Source organism: Diaphorobacter caeni, from assembly GCF_015354245.1.
In the GTDB taxonomy this organism is placed as follows: Bacteria; Pseudomonadota; Gammaproteobacteria; order Burkholderiales; family Burkholderiaceae_C; genus Diaphorobacter_A; species Diaphorobacter_A caeni.
In genome coordinates, this window is record NZ_JADKYZ010000004.1 from 115,282 (window position 1) to 136,913 (window position 21,632).

The following is a 21,632-nucleotide window of genomic DNA, read 5'->3' on the forward strand; positions in this document are numbered from 1 at the left end:
GCAACCCGCTCCGCGCTCAGCGCACCACCGGCAGTTCGAGGTCGATGGCCGAGCCGTCCAGGAACGCGGGCAGCTTCACGTCACGCGATGGCAGGGCCACCGTGGCGATGCCGGGAGTGGTCAGCTCGCCGCGCTGGTTCACCGCCTGGATCTCGATGTCCACGAGTCCGGTCTTGTCCTTCACGTACTTGCGCACCACCTTGCCCTTGCAGAACGTGGTGTCACCGACGATGTTGAAGCGGCGCATCTCGCTGCGCACGCGCTTGAGCACGCCCGCATCGCCCATCCAGTTGGTGACCAGCGTGCACATCCACGACGAGCGCTGCGGGCCGTAGTCATAGGTGCCGGGCACGCCGACTTCCTTGGCCACCGATTCGCGGTGGTGGCCGATGCCGGTGTACTCCACGCCGCCGCCCGCCTCGGGATTACGGAAGAAGTGACCCGGATGCTTCACCGCCGCCTGCAGCACCACGCCATGCGTGTGTCCGCGGCCGCAGCCGACCAGAAAGCCCATGGTGTCCATCAGCGACAGCGGGCCGCGTGCGATCGTCGGCAGCTCTTCGCCCACCTCGACCTCTTCCCAGTAGCGCACATTGGCCCCGCGGATGTTCTTGGGCTCGTCCAAGATCATCTCGTCGATGCGGTCGCGCTCCTCATCGGTGTACTCGTGCTGCACGATCTCCTTGTACTTGCCCGCATCGCGCGCCGCCTTGCGCTCGTGACGCGTGCAGGTGCCCAAGCCACGCGCCACCAGCTCGCTGCGCTGGTTGTAGTACGAAGCCTCCACGTACTGCAGCACCAGACGGCCCGAGAACTGGCTCTCCTTTTCTTCGACGCCGACCACGCGCTCGATGGCGGTGATGCGGTCACCCGGCTTGATGTTGCGGAACAGTTCCCAGTCATTGCCAGCGTAGAAGCCGTGAACGCCCGGCAGACCCCAGCGCGTGCGACCCAGCCAGCCGAAGGCCATCGGGAACATCGGGTGCCCCACGACGCTTCCGTAGCGCGTGCTCGCGCCGTAGCCCACATCGCGGTACAGCGGATTCAGATCGCCGATGCCGTTGCACCAGTTGCGCAGCGTGTCGGCCGTGGCGTCCTGCAGGTAGGGGCCTTCCGGGCGCAGGTGCAGGCCGATCATGGCGCGCGCGGCGGCCACGGCCTCGTCGGTGATGCGGCCTTCGGCGGGGCGGTTGCCCACGTCGGCCTGGGCGGCTGCGGCTTGGGATTCGAGGGTTGCGGTGTTCATGGAAAATCTCCTTGGGTTGATATTCAATGCAGAATGCATTCTTTTTGGAAAGATGTCAATCCAGCAATTCGCTGATTCGACGTTTGGTGGTGGCTCCGGGCTCAGTCCACCTTGATGTTGGCGGAGGTGATCACATCACCCCATTTCTGACGCTCCTGCTTCACGAAATCACGCAACTGCGCGGGATTCATGGTGAGCGGCTCCACACCGATGTCCATCATGCGCTTGCGCGTTTCGGGCTGTGCGAGGACCTTGGCGACGTGATCGCTCATTTTCTGGATGACCGGCGCAGGTGTGCCTTTTGGCGCAAACAATGCATCCCATGCCACCACATCGAAGCCGGAAACACCCTGATCGGCGACCGATTGCACACCTGGCAGCATCTCGCTGGCGTTGCGCGAGGTGATGCCGATGGCCTTGAGCTTGCCGCTGGCGATGTGCGCGCGCGATGCGGTCACCGTGTCGATCACGAGCGGAATCTGCCCGCCGATGGTGTCAGTGAGCGCCTGCCCGGACGATTTGTATTTCACGCCGAACAGCGGCGCGTCGGCCATCTTCACGAACTGCGCGAACACCACATTGGCGGTGGTGCTGGGCAGCCCCACGTTCAGCGTCTGCGGCTTGGCCTTGGCCTGGGCGATGAGCTTGCCCACGCCGTTGGCCGGTAGGTCCGTCACGGACGTGCTGATCACCATGGGCAGGAGGCCGATCATCGCCACCGATTCGAAATCCGTGCCCGCCTGGTAGCCCGGGTTGGAGTACAGGAACTCGTTGGCCGCGTTCGTCGCGTTGGTGCCGAGCAGAAAGGTGTAGCCATCCGGCGCGGACTTGGCGGCCGCCGCCGTGCCGATGTTGCCACCCGCGCCCGCCTTGTTCTCCACGATCACTGGCTGACCGAGCGATGCCGACAGCTCCTGCCCGAGAAGGCGCATGAGCACGTCCGCGCCCTGCCCCGCCGCATACGGAACGATCACGCGGATCGGTTTGTCGGGCCAGCCCGGCTGCGCGCCGGCGGACTGCCACTGCAGCGCGCAGGCCGCCGTCAGGGAACACAGCAACAGGGCTCTGCGCCGTTGTTGAAATACGGGTTTCATGTGCTCTTCTCCTTGGTCAAACAACTGGGAAATCCATTCATCGCACGATCAGAATCCAACCGACATGCCGCGAGCGGCAGTCCCGCGCGCGGCCATTCGGCTGCGAACAGCTGCCCGTAGCCGGACAGCGTGATGAACGCCGTGCGGTGCTCCGGTCCGCCGAAGCAGATGTTGGTGCAGTAGCCTTCGGGCGCCGTATGGAACTCGAGCAGCTCACCCGCCGGCGAGAACACGCTGATACCGCCGCGCACCAGCGTGGCCACGCAGACGTTGCCGCCCTGCTCCACCGCAAGCGAATCAAAGCGCTGGTACCCCGGCAGGCCGTGCACCAGCCGTCCGCCGTTCGGCGAGGGCCAGGGCTCGAGCGCGAGTTCCCCCGCACCGACGATGGGGTAGGACCAGAGACGGCTCGATTCAGTCTCCGACACATAGAGCGTTTTCCCGTCCGGCGACAGGCCCACGCCATTGGGCGTGAGCAGATGCTTTGCCGCACGACGGATCAGGCTGCCGTCACTGCGCGCGTAGTACAGCGCGCCGCGCATGATGCGGTCGTCGAATGTCTTGCCGAAATCGGTGAACCAGAAGCCGCCCTGCCTGTCGAACACGATGTCGTTCGGGCCATGCAATGGCACGCCATCGCATTCGCTGTAGAGCACCTGCACGGCGCCGGTCTGCAGATTCACGCGCTGGATGCAACCGCCCCGGTAATCCGCCGCCGCGCCGGTGGGCCGCGTGAAGCCATCGTCCGTGCGCCAGCTGAAGCCGCCGTTGTTGCACACGTAGACATGGCCCTCGGGCCCGAGCGCCGCGCCGTTCGGACCTCCGCCGAGTTCGGCCACCACCTGCTTGCGACCATCGGCATGCACCTTCACGAGACGCGCGCCCTGAATCTCGGCCACCAGCACGCTGCCGTCGGGCAGAGCGATGGGGCCTTCGGGAAACAGCAGGCCATCGGCGATCACGCGGCCTTTCAACGGGAGAGTCTGCATCGCGTGGGCTCCTTGTGACTGTTCAGGCGTGCGCAGCGGCTTCCTGCCGCGCGCCGAGGTACGCATCAATCGCGCGCTGGCGACCTTCGCGGCTGCGCAGCTCCTGCGCATCGAGCGTGCCGACGATGTGCCCGTGCCGCATTACCCACGCCCGCGTGGCCAGCTTGGCGGCAGCGTGAAAGCTCTGCTCGACCAGCAGAGCGGACAGGTTCTGCTCCTTCTGAATCGCGCCCAACCGTTCATAGACCCGCGCCACAAGCAGCGGCGCCAGTCCCAGCGATGGCTCGTCGAGCAGCAGCAGCTTGGGGCCCGACATCAGGCCGCGACCAATCGCCAGCATCTGCTGCTCGCCGCCGCTCAGCAGGCCCGCAGGCGCATTGATGCGGTTGGCGATCTCGGGGAAAAATTCGAGCACCATCTGCTGGCGCCGCACGCGCGTGGGCTTGTCCACGAAGTAGCCACCGAGCGTGAGGTTCTCCTCCACCGTCAGATCGGTCACGATGGCGCGGCCCTCCGGCACATAGACGATGCCCGCATGAAAGCGCTGCGCCACCGACATCGCGGAGATGTCGCGGCCTTCGAAGATCACCCGGCCCTGCGCGGCTTCGAGCCCCGCAATCGCGCGCAGCGTGCTCGACTTGCCCGCGCCGTTCGCGCCCAGCAGGCCCGCCACGCTGCCCTGCTCCATGGCCAGCGACACGCCGTGCACCACCGGCCCCGCGCCGTAGCTCACGCTGAGCCCGTCGAGCTCCAGAATCGCCTTGACCGCTTGCGCCTCACTCATCTTCGTCTCCCAGATAGACGCGCACGACCTCGGGATTCACCTGGATCTGCGCGGGCGTTCCCGAGGCCAGCAGCCTGCCGCCGTTGAGCACGTGGATGCGGTCGCACACCTCCATGATCAAGTCCATGTCGTGCTCCACCACCAGCAGCACGAGATCGGGCGAGCGCAGCTTGAGCAGCACGTTCGACAGATCGCGCGTCTCCACCGAATTGAGGCCGGCCGCCGGTTCATCCAGCAGCAGCACGCGCGGCTGCCCGGCAATCGCGCGGGCGATCTCCACCAGCCGCAGCACGCCCGGTGGCAGTTGCGCGGGATACTCGTCGGCCACCTCCGCCACGCCCAGACGCGTGAGCGCACCCAGCGCCCGTTCGCGATTCGCGGCGCGCTCGGCATTGCCCTGCGGCAGCGCGAGAAACGCGCTCAACCAGCCCGCGTGCGACTGGCGATCCAGACCGATCATCACGTTCTCGGCGACGGTGAGTTCGGGGCACAACGCCACGTGCTGAAAGCTGCGCGAAAAGCCCAGCGCCGCGCGACCCGTGGGCGGAATGCGCTCGATGTGCTGCAGGCCAAGGCAGATGCTGCCCTCCTGCGGCGAGTACAGGCCCGTGAGGCAATTGAAAAAGCTGGTCTTACCCGCGCCGTTCGGCCCGATCAGGCCGGTGATCTCACCGGGTTGAACGGACAGGTCGATGTCCTGCAGCACGCGGTTGCCGCCGAAAGAAAGCGACAGATGGTTCACCGTGAGCGGCGCCGCAGGCGTGAGCGTGGAGGTGGTCGTCGTCGTCATCATGCGGCACCTCCGCCGAGACGCTGGCGCCATGATTCGGGAATCACGTTCGCCCCGAGCACCACCAGCAACAGCGCGCCGCCATACAGAATCGGCACCCAGTCGCCCGCACCGGCCAGAAGCAGCGGCATCAGCGTGAGAAAAACGCCACCGATCAGACTGCCGAACATGCCCAGCGAATACAGGCTGACCACCGATCCGACGAGCAGGAAAATCGACGTCCACAGGGTGAAGCTGTTGGGCGACACGGTCGACGAGCTGAACGCCAGCAGCGCACCGCCGATGGCCGCGATGCCACCCGAGAGCGCCATGCACGACAGCCGTGCCCAGCTGCGGCGCACGCCGAAGGATTCCGCCGCGGGAGCCGACGTGCGGATCAGCAGCAGCGCCAGCGCCTGACGCGAGCGGCGGAACTGCCGCAGCAGCAACGCCACGGCGACCAGGCCAGCAAGCGGCATGTAGTAGCGCTGCAGTTCGCGCGACAAGCCAGGCAGCGCATCACGCTTCACGTAGAGCCCTTCGTAGCCGCCCGTGATGCTGCTGAAATACAGCAGCAGCTCCGGCAGCGCGAGCGCCAGCGCCATGGTCGCGACGGCGAGATAGATGCCCGAGAGGTTGCGCGATGGGAACGCGAACGCGATGCCGAGCAGTGCTCCGGCGAACGCCGCGAACGGCAGCGCCGCAAGCACCGATACGCCGATGTACTTTTCCATCAACGCGACCGTGTACGCCCCCGCCGCCACGAACACGCCGTGGCCGATGGACACCTCGCCGCCGTAGCGCACGAGCAGGCTCACCGAGAGAATCGCGATGGCATTGGCAAAGCACAGGCCGAGCGTGAAGGTCCAGTACCCGCCCGCAAGCAACGGCAGCGCGATCAGGCCAAGCAGCACGGCCGCGCCGGCCATCGCACGCAGCGGCAGCGGCCGGCGCGCAAGAGGGTCTGCAGGACGTGGCGGCACCGCATCGGGCACGCGCTTCACGGCAGCGGAAGTCGTCATGGTGGCTTCAGACACGCGCACCTCCTCGGCGGGCAAGCACGCCCTTGGGGAACACATTGAGCGTCAGCAGAATCACCGCAAGCAGATAGGTGTTGGTGAACTCCGCCGCGACATAGAACGACAGCAGGTTCATCAGCACGCCGATGAACACGCCGCCCACCACCGCACCGGGCAGGCTGCTGAAGCCGCCCACCACCGCCGCCGCAAAGGCCTGCAGCATGAACGATGACACGCTGGTCGAGGAAAGAAACGTGGTGGGCACGATCAGCAACGCCGCCACCAGCCCGAGCAGCCCCGCCACCACGAACGAAAACAGATGGATGCGACGCAGGCTGAGACCGCACACGCGGCTGGCGAACGGATTGGCCGACACGGCGCGAAACGCGATGCCCACGCGCGTGCGCTCGATCAGCAGATACAGCAGACCCACCGACGCGGCCGTGACGAACACCACCGCAAGGTCGTAGGCCGAGATGCGCATGGAGCCGACCTGCGCGCTCCACTTGGGCAGCGGCAGATCGAGCGACACCACGTTCGATCCGAACACCAGCTGCGTGACGCCCTGCGCGATGAGACCGATTCCCAGCGTCGCGATCGTGCTGGTGAGATCGGACTTGAACACCAGCGGCGCGATGATGAAGTAGCTGATCGCCATCACCACCATCATGATCGCGAGCGTGAGCATCAGCGCCACGCCCCAGGCCATGTTGCCGAGAATCCCGGCGGTGAAGCCGAACACCAGAAACGCTGCCAGCCCCGCCAGGTTGCCGTGCGCGAAGTTCACGACGTTGGAGCTTTTGTAGATCAGCACGATGCCGATGGCGCCAAGGGCGTAGAGACACCCGCTGACCATGCCCGCCCAGATGAGTCCAAGGATATCGGCCATGGCTCAGGCCTTTGCGGTGGTGCCTGCCGCGCGGCCCTTGCCGTCGATGACCTCGATCACCGCCGGGTAGTAGCGCCCCGAAAATCCGCCCTGCGCCGTGGCCGTGTAGTAGCGCTGCGCGAGCTCGGTGACCTGCGCGTCGACGCCGGTCGAGTTCGCGAGTTCGAGCACATAGCCGATGTCCTTGAGCACGTATTCCGGCGAGAACGACTTGTCGGGAAACACGCGCGGCAGCATCGCCTTGCGGCCATGGTTGCGCAGCACGAAGCTGTCGCCCGAGCCCTTGGAGACGGCGTCGAGCAGCGTGCCGGGCTCCACGCCCGCACGCTCGCCAAGCACCATCATCTCGGCCAACGCAACGGTGTTCTCGAACACCAGCGCGTTGTTGATCAGCTTGACGACCTGCCCGCAGCCGACTTCGCCGCACAGTGTGACATCGGACGCCATGTAGCGCAGCAGCGGCTCGATGCGCGCATACAGCGCGGCGGACGCGCCGACCATGATGCTGAGTTCGCCGCGCTGCGCCGCCTCACGCGTTCTCGCCACCGGCGCATCGGCAAACGCCACACCCAGCGCGGCAAGCCGCTCGCCCACACTGCGCGCCGAGGCCACCGTGGTGGTGCTCAGGTCGACGATCACCTGCGGCTTGCGCGCGCCGCTCGTCAGACCGTTGGCGCCAAGGCATACCGCCTCGACCGCAGGCCCACCCGGCAGCGAAAGCAGCACCACGTCGGCCTGCGCCGCCATCTCGGCCAGGCTCGCCACGCGCTGCGCCTTGGTCTCTTTCACCGCCTCGAAAGCGGCATCATTGCTGTCGAACGCCAGCACCGCGCCCGCATGTTTGAGCGCCACGTTGCGGCACATCGGCCCACCCATCACGCCGAGACCGACAAAGCCGATCACGGGCACTGCATTGCTGTTGGTTGTCATTTCGTGTCTCCAGAAATTCCGTCATCCGTCGCGCTCAACAAATCGCACGCCCTACGCAACTGGCGCGCCCCAGGCGAGAGCAACCGAGCAAGGGCCTTCCCGCCGCGAAGCGCCACAGGGGGATGTCCTCTAGTTCATCCACATGCCGCCGCTGATGTCGAGCGACGTGCCGGTGATCCAGTTCGATGCGGGCGAGCACAGGAACAGCGCCGCCTGCGCGATGTCCTGCGCCGTGCCATAGCGGCCGAGCGGCACCGTGTTGTTGGCGGAAGGTGCAGCGCTGCCGGTCACGTTCGCCCACATCGCCGTTTCGACGGGCCCGGGGGCCAGCGTGTTGGCGTACACGCCATGCGGCGCGCCGGCCTTGGCGATCCAGCGCATCATTCCGTGCACCGCGCTTTTCGATGCGACATAGGCCGGCCCCGACGCGACGCCGCCGTTCTTCGCCGCGATGGAACCCGCCGCGAGAATCTTGCCGAAGCCCTGCTGGCACATCAGCGGAAACAGCTTGCGCGTGGGATTGACGACGCCGCGCACGTTGACGTTCATGATCGCGTCCCACTCGTCATCGGTGCTGTCGCCCAGCGGCGTGCGCGCGATGATGCCAGCGCACAGCACGAGGATGTCGATCTTGCCGTGCTTGGCGATCACGGCGTCCATCACCTTGTCGGTCTCGGCGCGCGAGGTCACGTCGTACTGCAGATACTCGACGCCTGCGCCCAGGTCTTCGCTGGCCGCGCGATCGGTGGCGATCACCTTGGCGCCCGCTGCTGCGAAGGCCGCAGAAATCGCGCGGCCCATGCCGCCCGCGCCGCCGGTGATGAAGGCGACCTGCCCGCTCAGGTCCGCCGGGCCACTCATATGCTGTGTCATCTCGTTTGCTCCTTGATATGTCATTGTTTTGGGGGCTTCAGCGAAAGGTCGCCTTCGCCGACATCGCGAGTTCGCCATCGGGCCCGCGCGCCCACAGCGTCAGGCTGCCATCGCTCTCGCGCTTGCCTTCCAGCCGGAATCCGCGCGCAACGAACAGCGGGCTCACGCCGCGAAAATCAAACTGCGCGAGCTGTTTGCCGCCACCGTGCTCGAGCGCCAGCCGCTGCAGCAGCGTCGCGGTGAGCGGTCCGTGCACCACGAGGTCGGGGTAGCCCTCTTCGTCACGCGCGTAGCTCTGGTCGTAATGGATGCGATGGCCGTTGAAGGTGAGCGCCGAGTAGCGGAACAGCAGCGTGGTGTCGGGCTGAAAGTCGCGCCCGAACTCCGCGACCTCGGCATAGGGCTCCGGCTTGGGCTGCGGCGTTCCGGGTGGCGTGGCCTCGCGGTACACGATGTCCTGCTCCTCGACGATGCAGGTCTTGCCTTCGCACGAGGTGGTGTGCACCACCGTCACGAACCACAGCGAACCGCGCTTGCCGACCTTGTTCTCGACCTTGCTGATGAGGCTTCGGCGCGTGGCCATGCTGTCGATCGGCAGGTCGGCCAGATACTGGATGCGGCTGCCCGCCCACATGCGGCGCGGCAGTTCGATGGGCGGCAGAAAGCCGCCGCGCTGCGGATGGCCGTCGGTGCCGAGGCCGCTTCTGCGCACCACCGGGTTGAAGAACATCCACTGCCAACCGTGCGGCAGCGCCTCGCCAATGCCCGGCGCGCGCTCCATGTCGAGCGTTGCCGCCATGGCCTGCACGGCGTGCGGCAGGATGCGCTCGCGATGCTCGTCTTCGCGGCCGATCCAGGATTCATACGCAGCAGCATTCACCTTGCTTCACTCCTTTGTATTGTTATGGTTTGGTGGCTCACGCGAGCTTGGCGTCGAACACGTTCGCGGGGTAGGGGCGGAAATCGCGCACCAGCTTGAAGCTGCCATCGGCCTGCGCCTGGATGATGGCCTCCTGCCGCGCACCACGATGGTCGCCCGCCTTGTAGCTCACGTTGCGCGCACCGCCCACGGTGGCGTTGGTCATGGTCTCCATCACGTCGACCAGGTTCGCGCGGGTGAGCGGCTTTCCGCTGTCGAGCAGCATCTTGAAGCCCTTCACGAACAGCGCGCCGTTGCTCCAGCCGTTGAGGCCGAACACGCCCACCGGATCGTTCGGATAGAGCTTGGGGACGTTCTCGCGGTAGGCCTTGATCTCGGCATCGTCCGCGCCCACGGGCATGAGCCACGATGAGAAATAGGTGCCGTTGAGCAGATCGCCCGCGAGCTTGCGCGTGGTGGGATCGGCGGTGAAGAACGGGGCCATCCACTTGCTTTGAAAGCCCACGCGCTCCGCCGCCTTGAGCGCCGACGCGAGGTTGGCATTCGAGCCGAACAGGATCACCACTTCGGCCTTCGCATTCGCGAGCTTGCGCACGTGCGGCGTGAAGTCGGTGTTGCGCACCTCGAAGGGAATCGACTCGGCGGCCTGCTTGCCATTGGCCTGCATGTACAGATCAAAACCGCGCTTGGCCGAGCGGCCCAGCTCGTCGTTTTCCCAGAGCAGCGCCACCTTCGTGGCCTTCAGATCGGTGAGTGCGAAATCGAGGTTGGACGCGGCCGACCAGCCGTAGTCCGGCAGCAGCGGGAACACCAGCCGCTCCGAGAACAGCGCCGTTGCGCCGCCGATGGGGCCGATCACCGGCAGCCCCACTTCCTTGGCATACGGAATCACCGCCACCGACTGCGCCGTGCCGGTGGGTGCGGCGAGCGCGAAGATCTTGTTTTCCTCGACCAGCCGCTTGGTCACGGCCACGCTGCGAGCGGGCTCGTAGCCGTCGTCGTAGGTGATGTAGTTGATCTTCCAGCCATTCAGCGCATTGGTCTCGTTGGCCCATTTGAAGCAGGCCTCGGCCGCATGGGTGAGCACCGTATAGAACGGCACGGGCCCGGTGATCGGCGTGAACGCGCCGACGGTGACCGTCTTGCTCGCGACGTCGATGCCCGGCGATGCCTGCTGCGCCTGTGCCAGTTGGGGCAGTGCGAGGGACGCGGCGGCGGCGGTGCCGGTGGTGATGAACGACCTTCTGCGCATGGTTTTGTCTCCTGAGTTTTTGAATGTGGACCGCAAACCAAAGACGCTGTTTCAGCGCCATAGAATGCATCATATAAATTCAACAACATTCAAAACAACAGGGATTACCCCAGCCATAAGCCTTTGACACAGCACTTTTGCAAGAAGCATAATTTATAGAATGCATTCTTTTTTGCAAACGAGGACCTGTCATGTCAACACCCCCACTTGCCGGTCGCCGCGTGATCGAAATCGGCTCCATGCTGGCCGCGCCGTTCGCGACGCACATCCTTTCGCAGCTTGGTGCGGAGGTGATCAAGGTCGAACCGCCCATCGGTGACCCCACGCGCGCGCTGGTGCGCGGCGGCCCGAGCGGCACCTTCATTGCCTACAGCCACGGCAAGAAAAGCATGTGCCTCGATCTCTCCAAACCCGAGGGCCGCGACGCGCTCTACGCGCTGCTGAAAAGCGCCGACGCACTGGTGCACAACCTCGCGCCCAAGGCGGCGCGCAAGCTGGGCGTGTCGCGCGCGGACTGCGAGCGGGTCAATCCATCGCTCATCTACTGCCACATCCGTGGCTACGCGGCGGGCCCGCAGGCGGACGATCTGGCGTCCAACCCGGTCGCGGAAGCATCGACCGGCGTGATGGAGGCCAACCGCGTCAACGGGCGCCCAAGCCGCCTGGGCCCGTCATACCACGACCAGTTTGCAGGCGCGTATGCGGTGATCGGCATTCTCGCGTCGCTGCTGCGCGACCCGAAAAACGCCACGTCCGAAGACCGCGAGGTGGAGGTCGGCCTCTACGAAACCGGCCTGCATGTGGCCTCGCGCGATCTGGTCGCGGTGCAGCTCAAGCAGCATCTGCTCGGCCGCCCCGAGCGCGAACCGCATGGCGAATTCGCGATGCCCGGTTACGGCGCCTATCTCACGCGCGACGAACGCTGGCTGTATCTGCTGATGCTCACCGACGGCCACTGGGCGAAGTTCTGCGACGCGATGAAACTGCCCTGGGGCAGCGACCCGCAGTTCGCCACGCTCAAGATGCGCAAGAAGGCGCGCGAGCAGGTCGAGGACATCGTCAAGAACGCCATAGCCGCCCATGATTTCGAGGCCGTTCAGGCCACGCTCAAGGCCAGCGGCGTGGGCTGCACCGAGGTGCTTCCGCTCGAGCGCGTGCTCGAGGCCGATCAGGCTCACCAGCCCGGCAAGCTGCGCACCGTGTCGTTTCGCGGACTCGACTTCGAGGTGCCGGAATTTCCGCGCGCGGGTGCGGCGAGCGACGGCCTCAAGACCATCGCGCCCGGAGAGCTGGGCGAGCACACCGAGAGCATCCTGCAGTCGCTGAACCTGAGCGCTGCGGAAATCGACGCGCTGCTGCGATCAGGCGGCGTCAAAGCGCAGCAACCCGGCTCGTTCGCCTGGGCCGCCGTGCGCGAAACCGCCTGAGCCCGCCTCGCCAGCGCCATGACCATGTCCACGTCCATGACCACCGCATCACCGCGCGAGGAGGTGCACCGCCGCCAGATCGATCTGCGCTTCTATCGCCGCGCGGACGGTCTGTACGAGGTCGAAGGCCTGCTCATCGACACCAAGCGACACCCGTTCCGCCGCCAGCTCACGAACGAGGACACGCCCGCAGGTGCGCCGCTGCACGACATCACGGTGACGCTGGTGATCGATGGCGACATGCGGGTGCACAACGCCGTCGCATGCATGCGCACCACGCCCTTCGATCTGTGCACCGGCGCCGAGCAGACGCTCGCACCGCTCGTCGGCCTGCATCTGGGCGCGGGCTGGAACCGCCAGGTGCGCGAGCTGCTCAAGGGCGCCGCGTGCTGCACGCACATCGTCGAGCTGCTCGGCCCGATGGCGACCACCGCGTTCCAGGGCCTTGCACCCCAGCGCCTGGCCGCGCTCAACGATCCCGCCAACGAGCACCTGCACCGCGCCCGCGTGAACAGCTGCTTCGCATATGCCGACCACCGCGAAGTGGTCGCCCAGCTGTGGCCGCACCTCGGCCGCAAGCGCTGAGTCGCCAGCGACCCGGCAGCCCTTCGGCCCATTCATTCCTCCATCCATCACCCCATTCGTCGCCTCGGTCACGCGCGGGCGCCAGCCCCTTCTTTCTCACCACAACGAACGGAGACAACAGATGCACAACGACCTTCATTCCACCGATCCCGGCACACACGACGCACACGACGCGCGTCGTCGTCGCTGGCTCGCCCATGCGATGGCGATGACCGCGGCGGCCGCCCTGCCCCTTTCCGCGCGCGCCAGCGACCGCTACCCATCCAAGCCGATCCGCCTGCTGGTCGGTTTCCCGCCCGGTGGCGGCGCGGACTTCGTTGCACGCCAGCTCGCGCAGCATCTGGGCCAGACGCTGAACACCAGCATCGTCGTCGAGAACAAGCCCGGCGCGAACGGCGTGATCGCGGCGTCGGAAGTGGCGCGCGCCACCGCCGACGGCCACACCCTGCTGCTGGGCGTGACCGCCAGCCAGACCATCAGCCCCGCACTCTCGCAGAAGGTGCCCTACGATCCGCTGCGCGACTTCACGCCGATCACCAACGTGGGCTCGACACCGCTGGTGCTGGTGGTCAACCCCAAGCTGCCGGTGAAGAACGCCAAAGAGTTCGTGGCCTACGTGAACGCGAGCGCCGAACCCGTGCCCTATGGCTCGGCGGGCGCAGGCAACATCACCCACATGGCGGCCGAACTGTTCATCCAGAACACGGGCATCACCAAGCTGCGCCACATCCCGTACAAGGGCAGCAGCCAGGTGCTCACCGACCTGCTGGGCGGACATGTGGCCGCGTATTTCGACACGCTGCCATCGTCGCTGCCCTACATCCAGAACGGCCAGCTGCGCGCGCTCGGCGTGAGCTCGCGCGAACGCTCCCCGTCCGCACCCGACATTCCCACGCTCGAAGAGTCGGGCATCACGGGTTACCAGACCACGACCTGGTTCGGACTGTTCGCGCCACCGCGACTCGCACCCGCGTTGACGCAGACATTGAACGAAGCCGCAGTGAAAGGACTCGGTCAGCCCGACGCGCGCAAGGCCCTGACCGCGCGCGGCATCGATGTGTCGCTCAACTCACCCGACCGTTTCAGGGCCGAGATCGAGAGCGAGCTCGAACGCTGGCGCAACCTGACGAGCGTCGCGAAGATCAGCCTCGATTGAAGGCGTCTGGCACATCAGGGCGTTGCGGGAGGCTCCACGGGAGCGGCTGGCGGAGCCGATGAGGCAGCCGCCTCCCGCGCCTTGCGCAGCAGCGCGGGCCGCCGCAGCCAGAAGACCACCGCGCCAAGCGGGAAGGCCAACGTGAAAATCCAGCTGGCATACGGGCCGCTCTTCAGCACGCCCATGCCAAGCAGGCCCGCGTACAGTGGCTGCAGGTGATAGGCACCCGTGCCCCAGTCGAACGAGAACCTGGCGACGCTCAACAGGATGAACAGCATCCACAGCCATTTGCGCCGCGCGATCGGCGTGCGCCAGCATCGCACCAGCGTGACCAGAATGAACAGCGGTATCAGCACGGCCAGCACCAGCACCGCCCAATGCACGGCGCTCTTGCCTTCGAGCGTGAAGCGCCCCTGCTCTTCGAGCGACTGGTTGGTCGGCTGCACGCGCATGCCGATCACGCGGGTTTCGCCGTCCTTCTTTCGCAGCTGCACCGCAGCCAGCAGCCAGCTGTCCGGGTACCGCTGCTCAAAGGTAATGTTGTAGGTGGTGACGTTGCCGTTGATGGTATTGGAGAACAAGCCCACCGGCTTGATGCTCGAAGGCTCGCCTGCAGGAAACAAGGTGAGCATGCGTGCCATGTCAGCATCAAAGCTCGGGCCGACGAACTCCAGGTCCATGCGCGCCTTGATGGCTGCGGCGTTGCCCGCACGGGCCTCGGTCAGCACCTGCTGCGCGATCTCGACCTCCTCCTTGGGAAGCATCTTCTCGAATGCGGCCTTCTGGTCGCCGCAGCCGGAAAGCAGCCATGCCGTGGCGAGCAGCAGCAGCGTGTGAATGCAATGGCGTATCTTCATCTATTAACCCCCTCTCATTGATAGTTTTCACCAGACTAACACAGAGGATGGGAACGTGTTCACGATCCCCACACGGTCTTGCAGGCGCGGTCTCGGGCACTCTGCCGCGTTGCAAATCCTCGCGCTGAGATCGTATACACGCTCTCAGCGCAGCGCAACAAACTGCACGCTGAACTTCGCCCCGGGATGGGCCGCGCCGGGCCGAGTGTCCTCAAGCCGCACTTCGGCGCCGTGCTGGCGGGCGATCTCGCGCACGATGGGCAGGCCGAGGCCCGAGCCGTCGGCGTCGGTGCCGAGGGCGCGGTAGAAGGGCTGAAACACCAGTTCGCGCTCTGCCTCGGGCACGCCGGGGCCGGAGTCTTCGACCTGGGCCATGACGACATGGCCAAAGGTGTCGGCGAGCACGCGGGCGGTGACCACACCGGGCTTGTCGGGCGCTGAAGGGGTGTAGTTGATCGCGTTGTCCACCAGATTGCGCACCAGCTCCTTGAGCAGCGTGGCATTGCCTTCGACGAACACGCCGTGCGCTCCGGGGTCGGCGCCTTCGTAGCCGAGGTCAATGCCCTTGTCGAGCGCGCGTGGCACGCTGTCCTGCACCACCTCGATCACGAGCCGCGCGAGATCGACGCGCTGGCGCTGCAGGCCCGAGGTGCTGCCGCCTTCGGCGCGCGCCATCGACAGCAGCTGATTGACGGTGTGCGTCGCGCGGATCGACGAGCGACCGATCTGCTTGAGCGAGAGCTTGAGCTCCTCGGTGCTCGTGCCCTCGCGCTGCGCCAGATCGGCCTGCATGCGCAGACCGGCGAGCGGGGTCTTGAGCTGGTGCGCGGCGTCGGCGAGAAAGCGCTTTTGCGTGGCGATGGAGTCGTTGAGGCGGCGCAGCAGGTCATTGACCGAATCGACAAGCGGCGCGACCTCCATCGGCACGGCCTTGTGGTCGAGCGGCGAGAGGTCATCGGGCTTGCGCGCGCGGATGCGTTCTTCCAGCTGATGCAGCGGCTTGATGCCGCGCGCGAGCGCCAGCCACACCAAGAGCACGGCCAGCGGCAGGATCACGAACTGGGGCAGCATCACGCCCTTGATGATTTCGGTGGCCAGCACGCTGCGCTTGGAGCGCGTCTCCGCCACCTGCACCAGCGCGGCAGGCGCGTCGGGCAGCGGCACCCGCACCCAGATGTAGGCCACGCGGATGTCCACCCCGCGCATCTCCGCATCACGCAGCCGCACCTCGCCGGAGAACGGCTTTTCATCGTCGGGCGGTTTGGGCAGATCACGCTCGCCCGAGAGAAACCGGCCGTCCGGCGCGATCACCTGGTAGTAGACGATGTCCGACTCGTCGGCCCGCAGGATCTCGCTCGCGGGCTGCGGCAGATTGAACTGCACCCGGTCCTTGTTCACCGTGACCAGCTGCGCCAGCGCCTGCGCGTTGTACTCGAGCGCACGATCAAACGGCTTGTTCGCCAGCCCCTGCGCCACCAGCCAAGTGAGCGCCAGACTCACCGGCCACAACAGCAGCAGCGGCGTGAGCATCCAGTCGAGGATCTCGCCGAAGAGGGATCGCTGCTCGCGCTGGAAGATTTTCAAGAAATGGCCTGCTGATGGAGGAAAGGTGCGGTCAAAGTATCAAGCGCAAGACATTCACCAGACTGACAAGCGCAGCTCAGCTCTGGATCTTTTCGAGGCAATATCCCAGCCCGCGCACGGTCGCGATGCGGATCGGGCCTTTCTCGATCTTCTTGCGCAGCCGGTGGATATACACCTCGATGGCATTGTTGCTGACCTCCTCGCCCCACTCGCACAGCCGCTCGACCAGCTGATCCTTGCTCACCAGCCGCCCCGCGCGCTGCAGCAGCACTTCGAGCAGGCCGAGTTCACGAGCGGAGAGCTCGACCATCTTGCCGTCGATGGTGGCGACGCGGCCGGTCTGGTCATAGGTCAGCGGACCGTGCTTGATGACGCTGCTTGCGCCACCCATGCCGCGGCGCGAAAGCGCACGCACGCGGGCCTCGAGCTCCTGCAGCGAGAACGGCTTGGCCATGTAGTCGTCGGCGCCGTAGTCGAGGCCCTGCACGCGCTCCTCGACGCTGTCGGCGGCGGTGAGGATCAGCACCGGGAGGCCGGACCCGCGTCCACGCAGGCGCTTGAGGACCTCGAGGCCGTGCAGCTTGGGCAGGCCAAGGTCGAGGATCAGCAGATCGAATTCATTGTTGGTGACCAGCGCCGCATCGGCTTCGGAGCCGTTGGCCACGTGATCGACCACCGCGCCCGAGGCGCGCAGAGTGCGCAACAGGCCGTCCGCCAGCACCTGGTCATCTTCGGCTATGAGAATGCGCATGGCCCGTCTCCTGTTGTGTTTGTGTTGTCGTGCTGCATGGTGAGGATCATTGAATGAGGATCACTGAAGCGATGGGCTCGAATTTAACCGAATGCGCGCCGACCGGTAGCGCACCCGTCCGCGCTCCGCATCACATGCGCGGGACCTCCGAAATTGTAAGATGACCGGCAGACGCGGCACTTGGCGACAGTGCATGCACGCTGCGGTTTTTTATCGGCACGACGAAAAAAGGGCCGCATTCCTGCGGCCCTCCACTTTCATGGCACTTTCATGGCACTTGCATGCACGGAAGACAAACCAACCGACAAGGGAGTGAAAACAGCTGCGCGTCAGGCAGCCACCGCGGGCGCGGTCACCTGACGGATGCCCATGGCCTTGAGCGTGTCGGCGATCGCGGCCACCGCGCCCGGAATTCCGGCCTCGCCGAAGTGGCCGATGCAGCCCACGCGGAAGGTTTCCATGGCGGTGAGCTTGCCCGGATAGAGGATGTAGCCGCGCTTTTTCACCTCCTGGTAGAAGACCTTGAAGTCATAGGCCGGATCGTCTGGCGCGTGAAAAGTGACGATGATCGGCGCCTGCAGATCGGCGTCCAGATACGAGCGGAAGCCCAGCTTCCGCATGCCTTCCATCAGCGCCTTGCAGTTGCGCTCGTAGCGCCCGCCGCGCGCTGCAAGGCCTCCCTCCTCGAAGTACTGGGTGATCGCCGCATCGAGCGCCGCCACCACGTGCGTGGGCGGCGTGAAGCGCCACTGTGTCGTCCTGCCCATGTAGACCCATTGGTCATGAAGGTCCATCGCGAGCGAATGCGAGTGGCCCTCGCATTGTTCCAGCACGCTGCGCCGCGCGATCACGAAGCCCATGCCGGGCACACCTTCCAGGCACTTGCCCGATGCGGCGATCACCGCGTCGAACGGCGTCTTGCGCGCGTCGATGTCGATGGCGCCGAACGAGCTCATCGCGTCCACGATCAGGCCCCTGCCATGCTTGGCGACGACCAGCGCGATCTCGTGCAGCGGATTGAGCACGCCCGCGCCCGTCTCGCAATGCACCAGCGCGACGTGCGTGATGCTCGCATCGGCGGCGAGCGCCTTGTCCACGTCAGCGGGGCTGACCCGTTGCGACTCGGGGTAGTCGATGGTGCTGAGCTTGCGGCCCAGCACCTTGCAGATCTTGGCCAACCGTGCGCAGTAGGCACCGTTGTTGGGCACGAGCACGCGGCCGCTGCGCGGCACGAGCGAGCCGATGGCGGCTTCGACCGAGAAGGTGCCGCTGCCCTGCATCGGCACGCATTCGTGCGTGGCCTCGCCGTTCACGATGCGCAGCACGTTCTGGCGGATGCGTGCGGTGATCTGGTTGAAGTCGGCGTCCCACGAGCCCCAGTCGCGCAGCATGGCCTCGCGAGTGCGCTCGGAGGTGGTCAGCGGGCCGGGGGTCAGCAAAACGGGATAGGAGGCGTTGGAAGATGCTGCGTTGAAAGCAGGGGTGGAAGTTGCGACGCTCATGTTTTTCTCCGGGGACTCAAAGTGGGGTTTTGAACAGGTGAAAACAGGGGGACAAGGGGAACAGGGAAGGGAAGCTCCATCAACTGCGCGCCAGATTGCGCCAGGCCTGGGTGCGCGTGAGGATCACGCGCGTGGCCAGCGAATAGGCGATGCAGACGATGGTCGAGGACACGACGATCAGGCTCGCGAGCGCGGCGGCGGGGCCGATGTCGCCGGCCTCGTCCATGTGCATGATCGCGACCGACGCGAGGATGGTCTCCGGCGTGTAGAGGAAGATCGCGCACGACAGGCTGGCCATCGACACCACGAAGAAATAGCGGCCGATGTCGAGGATCGCGGGCAGGCACACCGGAATCGTCACACGCACGAAGGTCTTGAAAAACGGCACCTTCAGCGAAGAGGAAACGGCCTCGAATTCGTTGTCGATCTGCTTGAGCGCGGTGACTGCAGTGAGGTGGCTCGACGTGTAGTAGTGCACGATCATCGAGATCACCAGAATCGCCAGCGTGTTGTAGAGCACGTTCAGCGGGTTGTTCGGATGATTGAAAAACATCACGTAGCCCAGACCCAGCACCAGCCCCGGCACTGCCATCGACAGCACCGCCATCAGGTGCATGCCCTTGCGCATGAAGCCGAGGTTGCGGGTCTTCTCGATCAGGTAGGCGCCCAGAAACACGATCAGCGAACCGCAGACCGCCGTGATCAGCGCGACCAGCAGGCTGTTGGTGAAGGCCGACGCCATGTCACTTTCCACCAGCGCGAACGCGTAGTGGCGCAGCGTGAGCGTCTGGTCATACGGCCACAGCTTGATGAACGAGGTGTAGATCGCCATGCCCACGGTCGCGAGCAGCAGCAGACAGACGATGGTGCAGAAACCCGCCAGCAACAGGTCGCCCACGCGGTGCTGCTTCGGGCTGTAGGGCACGGAGCGCGCGGTGAGTTGCGCCTTGAGCTTGCGGCGCACGCGGTAGTCGATGATGAACGAGATCACCGAAGGCAACAGCAGCAGCATGCCGACCACCGCGCCCATCGAGAAATTGTGCTGACCGACCACTTGCTTGAACACGTCGACCGACAGCACGTTGAAGCTGCCGCCGATCACCTTGGGCGCACCGAAATCGCTGATCACGTAGGTGAAAACCACGGTCGCCGCGCTGATCAGGCCGTACTTGCACGACGGCAGCGTGATCGTGGTGAACTGTCGCCAGCCCGGCGTGCGCAGCGCTTTCGCGGCTTCGTACAGGCGGCCGTCGGCGAGCGAGAGCGCGGTCACGAGAATCATCAGCGCGTGCGGAAAGGTGTTGTAGACCTCGGCCAGGATGATGCCCGGCGCGCCGTAGATCGACGCATCGCCCAGCAAAAACTTGAGTGCGCCTTGATTGCCAAACCACTGCACGAACGAGATCGCCGACAGCAGCGAAGGCGCGAGCAGCGGGATCAGCGCGATGAGTTTCACCGTCGCCTTGAACGAATTCGGCAAACAGGTGCGCGTGAGCGCGTAGGCGCAGATGAAGGCCATGGGCACGGAGATCAGCACCACCGAGCATGCCACCCACACCGAGTTCCAGGCCGCGCGCATCAGGCTCGGCGTCTGGAAATAGGTGATGAAGTGCTGCAGGCCGACAAAGTTGCCGTCCTTGTCGAGCACCGCGTTCACCAGAATCGAAAACAGCGGCGCTATCAGAAAGGTGAGCAGCAGCGCCATCACCACCAGCAGCATGCCGCGCGCGATCCACTCATCACGGCTCCAGCGCTGATGCCCCTGCAGACTGCGCGCGGGCGCAGCGGGCAATCGGTTCGCGATCGTGGCGGTATTCATGCGGCCACCTCCGCGCGCGGTGCGAACACGCGAATGCGGTGCGCGCGCAGCGCGATGTCGATGCGATTGCCTTCACGGATGTTCAGGTCGTGCAGTTGGTTGAGCGTGAAGTGCAGGCCCAGGTTCTGACCATGCAGCGCTTCCGAAGTGACTTCGGCAATGCACAGTCCGCCAAGAAACTCAACCTTGGTGATCAGCGCGTTCAGGCGGTACGGCGTGTCGTGATCGAGCCGCTCGGCCACGCGGTCTTCGGGGCGCAGATAGAGACTCACGTTCTGGCCCGGCACAAAGCTGTCGTCGGTGCAGGTGTCGCACTGCAGTTCGATCTCACCCACGCGGAAGCGATTGCCGCCCAGCGACTGGCCCTTGAGCACATTTACTTTGCCCACAAAATCCGCCACGAACGGCGACGCGGGGCGCTCGTAGATATCCAGCGGCGTGCCCACCTGCTCGATCACGCCGTGGTTCATCACCACGATGCGATCGGCCATCGACAGCGCTTCTTCCTGATCGTGCGTGACCATGATGGTGGTGATGCCCACCTGCTTTTGCAGACGCCGGATCTCGCCGCGCAGGCGGATGCGCTCCAACGCGTCGAGCGCAGACAGCGGCTCATCGAGCAGCAGCAGACCCGGATTGGTGGCCAGCGCGCGCGCCAGTGCCACGCGCTGCTGCTGGCCGCCGGAAAGCTGGCTCGGATATTTCTCACCCGATGTCGGCAGGCCCACAAGCTTGAGCAGCTCGGCCACGCGCTCCTTGATCTGCGCCTTGCGCACCTTGCCGTTCACCAGACCATAGGCGACGTTTTCGGCAATCGTCAGATTGGGGAACAGCGCATACGACTGGAACACGATGCCGTAGTCGCGCTTGTCGGCGGGTAGCCATGAGATGTCCTTGCCGTTTTGCAGCAACTGCCCTTCGCTTTGCGTTTCCAGCCCCGCGATGATGCGCAGCAGCGTGGTCTTGCCGCAGCCCGAGGGGCCCAGAAAGCACAGCATCTCGCCGGGGCGCACGCTCAGGTGAATGTCGCGCAGCGCGCTGAATGTCTCGAAGTTCTTGTAGACGCCGTTGATCTCGAGCGCGGGCTTTGTGCCCAGTTCCTCGGCGATGTGTTTGGTAGCTGTCATGTCCATGTTCCGACCTCATCAACCAGATGAAAGAGAGGTGTCGCCCAGCAGAGAAAGCTCCGGCGACCCGCTGCCGCAGAGCGGCAGCAGTTGTCGAAA

The 21,632-nt window shown here is 65.4% G+C and carries 20 protein-coding genes; 3 read left to right on the forward strand and 17 right to left on the reverse strand.

Annotation, left to right across the window (positions count from 1 at the left end):
- Window positions 1-16: 16 nt before the first annotated feature.
- The 11 genes from ISG32_RS11435 to ISG32_RS11485 form a co-directional block, all read right to left on the reverse strand.
- The gene (locus ISG32_RS11435; RefSeq protein ID WP_194771146.1) at window positions 17-1,246 is read right to left on the reverse strand and encodes an FAS1-like dehydratase domain-containing protein; all 1,230 of its coding nucleotides are present in this window, start codon (window positions 1,244-1,246) and stop codon (window positions 17-19) included.
- Between the two features lie 101 nt (window positions 1,247-1,347).
- Window positions 1,348-2,340, reverse strand: coding sequence for a Bug family tripartite tricarboxylate transporter substrate binding protein (locus tag ISG32_RS11440; protein WP_194771147.1), 993 nt, complete (start codon window positions 2,338-2,340; stop codon window positions 1,348-1,350).
- Window positions 2,337-3,329: an SMP-30/gluconolactonase/LRE family protein gene (locus ISG32_RS11445; RefSeq protein WP_194771148.1), complete on the reverse strand. Its 993-nt coding sequence runs from the start codon at window positions 3,327-3,329 to the stop codon at window positions 2,337-2,339. Before ISG32_RS11445 ends, ISG32_RS11440 begins: the two co-directional genes overlap by 4 nt.
- Window positions 3,330-3,351: 22 nt before the next feature.
- Window positions 3,352-4,113, reverse strand: a complete 762-nt coding sequence (locus ISG32_RS11450) for an ABC transporter ATP-binding protein (protein ID WP_194771149.1) — start codon at window positions 4,111-4,113, stop codon at window positions 3,352-3,354.
- Window positions 4,106-4,906 (reverse strand): ABC transporter ATP-binding protein, encoded by an 801-nt coding sequence (locus ISG32_RS11455; protein WP_228529755.1) that lies wholly within the window; start codon window positions 4,904-4,906, stop codon window positions 4,106-4,108. The genes ISG32_RS11450 and ISG32_RS11455 overlap by 8 nt, the downstream gene beginning before the upstream one ends.
- Window positions 4,903-5,919 carry a branched-chain amino acid ABC transporter permease gene (locus ISG32_RS11460; protein WP_323745926.1) on the reverse strand — a complete coding sequence of 339 codons (1,017 nt, stop codon included), beginning with the start codon at window positions 5,917-5,919 and terminating at the stop codon, window positions 4,903-4,905. The genes ISG32_RS11455 and ISG32_RS11460 overlap by 4 nt, the downstream gene beginning before the upstream one ends.
- Window positions 5,912-6,790, reverse strand: a complete 879-nt coding sequence (locus tag ISG32_RS11465) for a branched-chain amino acid ABC transporter permease (protein ID WP_194771150.1) — start codon at window positions 6,788-6,790, stop codon at window positions 5,912-5,914. Before ISG32_RS11465 ends, ISG32_RS11460 begins: the two co-directional genes overlap by 8 nt.
- 3 nt (window positions 6,791-6,793) lie before the next feature.
- Complete coding sequence (locus ISG32_RS11470; RefSeq protein ID WP_194771151.1) at window positions 6,794-7,720, reverse strand: NAD(P)-dependent oxidoreductase; 927 nt, start codon at window positions 7,718-7,720, stop codon at window positions 6,794-6,796.
- 129 nt (window positions 7,721-7,849) lie between these two features.
- On the reverse strand, window positions 7,850-8,593 hold the full coding sequence (locus tag ISG32_RS11475) for an SDR family NAD(P)-dependent oxidoreductase (protein ID WP_194771152.1): 744 nt from the start codon (window positions 8,591-8,593) through the stop codon (window positions 7,850-7,852).
- A gap of 37 nt (window positions 8,594-8,630) precedes the next feature.
- The gene (locus ISG32_RS11480) at window positions 8,631-9,473 is read right to left on the reverse strand and encodes an acyl-CoA dehydrogenase (protein ID WP_194771153.1); all 843 of its coding nucleotides are present in this window, start codon (window positions 9,471-9,473) and stop codon (window positions 8,631-8,633) included.
- A gap of 37 nt (window positions 9,474-9,510) precedes the next feature.
- Complete coding sequence (locus tag ISG32_RS11485; RefSeq protein ID WP_194771154.1) at window positions 9,511-10,725, reverse strand: ABC transporter substrate-binding protein; 1,215 nt, start codon at window positions 10,723-10,725, stop codon at window positions 9,511-9,513.
- 191 nt (window positions 10,726-10,916) lie between these two features.
- On the opposite strand from ISG32_RS11485, the gene ISG32_RS11490 reads away from it, so the two are divergent.
- The 3 genes from ISG32_RS11490 (at window position 10,917) to ISG32_RS11500 (ending at window position 13,893) form a co-directional block, all read left to right on the forward strand.
- Window positions 10,917-12,152, forward strand: a complete 1,236-nt coding sequence (locus ISG32_RS11490) for a CaiB/BaiF CoA transferase family protein (protein ID WP_194771155.1) — start codon at window positions 10,917-10,919, stop codon at window positions 12,150-12,152.
- 24 nt (window positions 12,153-12,176) lie between these two features.
- Window positions 12,177-12,737, forward strand: coding sequence for a DUF2889 domain-containing protein (locus ISG32_RS11495; protein WP_194771156.1), 561 nt, complete (start codon window positions 12,177-12,179; stop codon window positions 12,735-12,737).
- A 121-nt stretch (window positions 12,738-12,858) separates the two neighbouring features.
- Complete coding sequence (locus ISG32_RS11500; RefSeq protein ID WP_194771157.1) at window positions 12,859-13,893, forward strand: Bug family tripartite tricarboxylate transporter substrate binding protein; 1,035 nt, start codon at window positions 12,859-12,861, stop codon at window positions 13,891-13,893.
- Between the two features lie 14 nt (window positions 13,894-13,907).
- Here ISG32_RS11500 and ISG32_RS11505 read toward each other — a convergent pair whose 3' ends face one another.
- From ISG32_RS11505 to ISG32_RS11530, 6 genes are all read right to left on the reverse strand, one after another.
- Complete coding sequence (locus ISG32_RS11505) at window positions 13,908-14,750, reverse strand: hypothetical protein (protein WP_194771158.1); 843 nt, start codon at window positions 14,748-14,750, stop codon at window positions 13,908-13,910.
- Between the two features lie 144 nt (window positions 14,751-14,894).
- On the reverse strand, window positions 14,895-16,334 hold the full coding sequence (locus ISG32_RS11510) for a sensor histidine kinase N-terminal domain-containing protein (protein ID WP_194771159.1): 1,440 nt from the start codon (window positions 16,332-16,334) through the stop codon (window positions 14,895-14,897).
- Window positions 16,335-16,410: 76 nt separating this feature from the next.
- A complete protein-coding gene (locus tag ISG32_RS11515; protein ID WP_194771160.1) occupies window positions 16,411-17,085 on the reverse strand; it encodes a response regulator in 675 nt (224 codons plus the stop codon).
- Window positions 17,086-17,414: 329 nt separating this feature from the next.
- The gene (locus ISG32_RS11520) at window positions 17,415-18,587 is read right to left on the reverse strand and encodes a 2-aminoethylphosphonate--pyruvate transaminase (RefSeq protein WP_194771161.1); all 1,173 of its coding nucleotides are present in this window, start codon (window positions 18,585-18,587) and stop codon (window positions 17,415-17,417) included.
- A 79-nt stretch (window positions 18,588-18,666) separates the two neighbouring features.
- The gene (locus tag ISG32_RS11525; protein ID WP_194771162.1) at window positions 18,667-20,406 is read right to left on the reverse strand and encodes a putative 2-aminoethylphosphonate ABC transporter permease subunit; all 1,740 of its coding nucleotides are present in this window, start codon (window positions 20,404-20,406) and stop codon (window positions 18,667-18,669) included.
- A complete protein-coding gene (locus ISG32_RS11530) occupies window positions 20,403-21,539 on the reverse strand; it encodes a putative 2-aminoethylphosphonate ABC transporter ATP-binding protein (protein ID WP_194771163.1) in 1,137 nt (378 codons plus the stop codon). The genes ISG32_RS11525 and ISG32_RS11530 overlap by 4 nt, the downstream gene beginning before the upstream one ends.
- Between the last annotated feature and the right edge of the window lie 93 nt (window positions 21,540-21,632).

What these genes read in the sequence shown, in the direction of transcription:
- ISG32_RS11475 (WP_194771152.1), bottom strand. Translation starts at nt 8,593, where the DNA reads ATGACACAGCATATGAGTGGCCCGGCGGACCTGAGCGGGCAGGTCGCC.
- ISG32_RS11435 (WP_194771146.1), bottom strand. Translation starts at nt 1,246, where the DNA reads ATGAACACCGCAACCCTCGAATCCCAAGCCGCAGCCGCCCAGGCCGAC.
- ISG32_RS11450 (WP_194771149.1), bottom strand. Translation starts at nt 4,113, where the DNA reads ATGAGTGAGGCGCAAGCGGTCAAGGCGATTCTGGAGCTCGACGGGCTC.
- ISG32_RS11515 (WP_194771160.1), bottom strand. Translation starts at nt 17,085, where the DNA reads ATGCGCATTCTCATAGCCGAAGATGACCAGGTGCTGGCGGACGGCCTG.
- ISG32_RS11505 (WP_194771158.1), bottom strand. Translation starts at nt 14,750, where the DNA reads ATGAAGATACGCCATTGCATTCACACGCTGCTGCTGCTCGCCACGGCA.
- ISG32_RS11500 (WP_194771157.1), top strand. Translation starts at nt 12,859, where the DNA reads ATGCACAACGACCTTCATTCCACCGATCCCGGCACACACGACGCACAC.
- ISG32_RS11440 (WP_194771147.1), bottom strand. Translation starts at nt 2,340, where the DNA reads ATGAAACCCGTATTTCAACAACGGCGCAGAGCCCTGTTGCTGTGTTCC.
- ISG32_RS11495 (WP_194771156.1), top strand. Translation starts at nt 12,177, where the DNA reads ATGTCCACGTCCATGACCACCGCATCACCGCGCGAGGAGGTGCACCGC.
- ISG32_RS11445 (WP_194771148.1), bottom strand. Translation starts at nt 3,329, where the DNA reads ATGCAGACTCTCCCGTTGAAAGGCCGCGTGATCGCCGATGGCCTGCTG.
- ISG32_RS11455 (WP_228529755.1), bottom strand. Translation starts at nt 4,906, where the DNA reads ATGATGACGACGACGACCACCTCCACGCTCACGCCTGCGGCGCCGCTC.
- ISG32_RS11530 (WP_194771163.1), bottom strand. Translation starts at nt 21,539, where the DNA reads ATGGACATGACAGCTACCAAACACATCGCCGAGGAACTGGGCACAAAG.
- ISG32_RS11520 (WP_194771161.1), bottom strand. Translation starts at nt 18,587, where the DNA reads ATGAGCGTCGCAACTTCCACCCCTGCTTTCAACGCAGCATCTTCCAAC.
- ISG32_RS11470 (WP_194771151.1), bottom strand. Translation starts at nt 7,720, where the DNA reads ATGACAACCAACAGCAATGCAGTGCCCGTGATCGGCTTTGTCGGTCTC.
- ISG32_RS11485 (WP_194771154.1), bottom strand. Translation starts at nt 10,725, where the DNA reads ATGCGCAGAAGGTCGTTCATCACCACCGGCACCGCCGCCGCCGCGTCC.
- ISG32_RS11490 (WP_194771155.1), top strand. Translation starts at nt 10,917, where the DNA reads ATGTCAACACCCCCACTTGCCGGTCGCCGCGTGATCGAAATCGGCTCC.
- ISG32_RS11525 (WP_194771162.1), bottom strand. Translation starts at nt 20,406, where the DNA reads ATGAATACCGCCACGATCGCGAACCGATTGCCCGCTGCGCCCGCGCGC.
- ISG32_RS11465 (WP_194771150.1), bottom strand. Translation starts at nt 6,790, where the DNA reads ATGGCCGATATCCTTGGACTCATCTGGGCGGGCATGGTCAGCGGGTGT.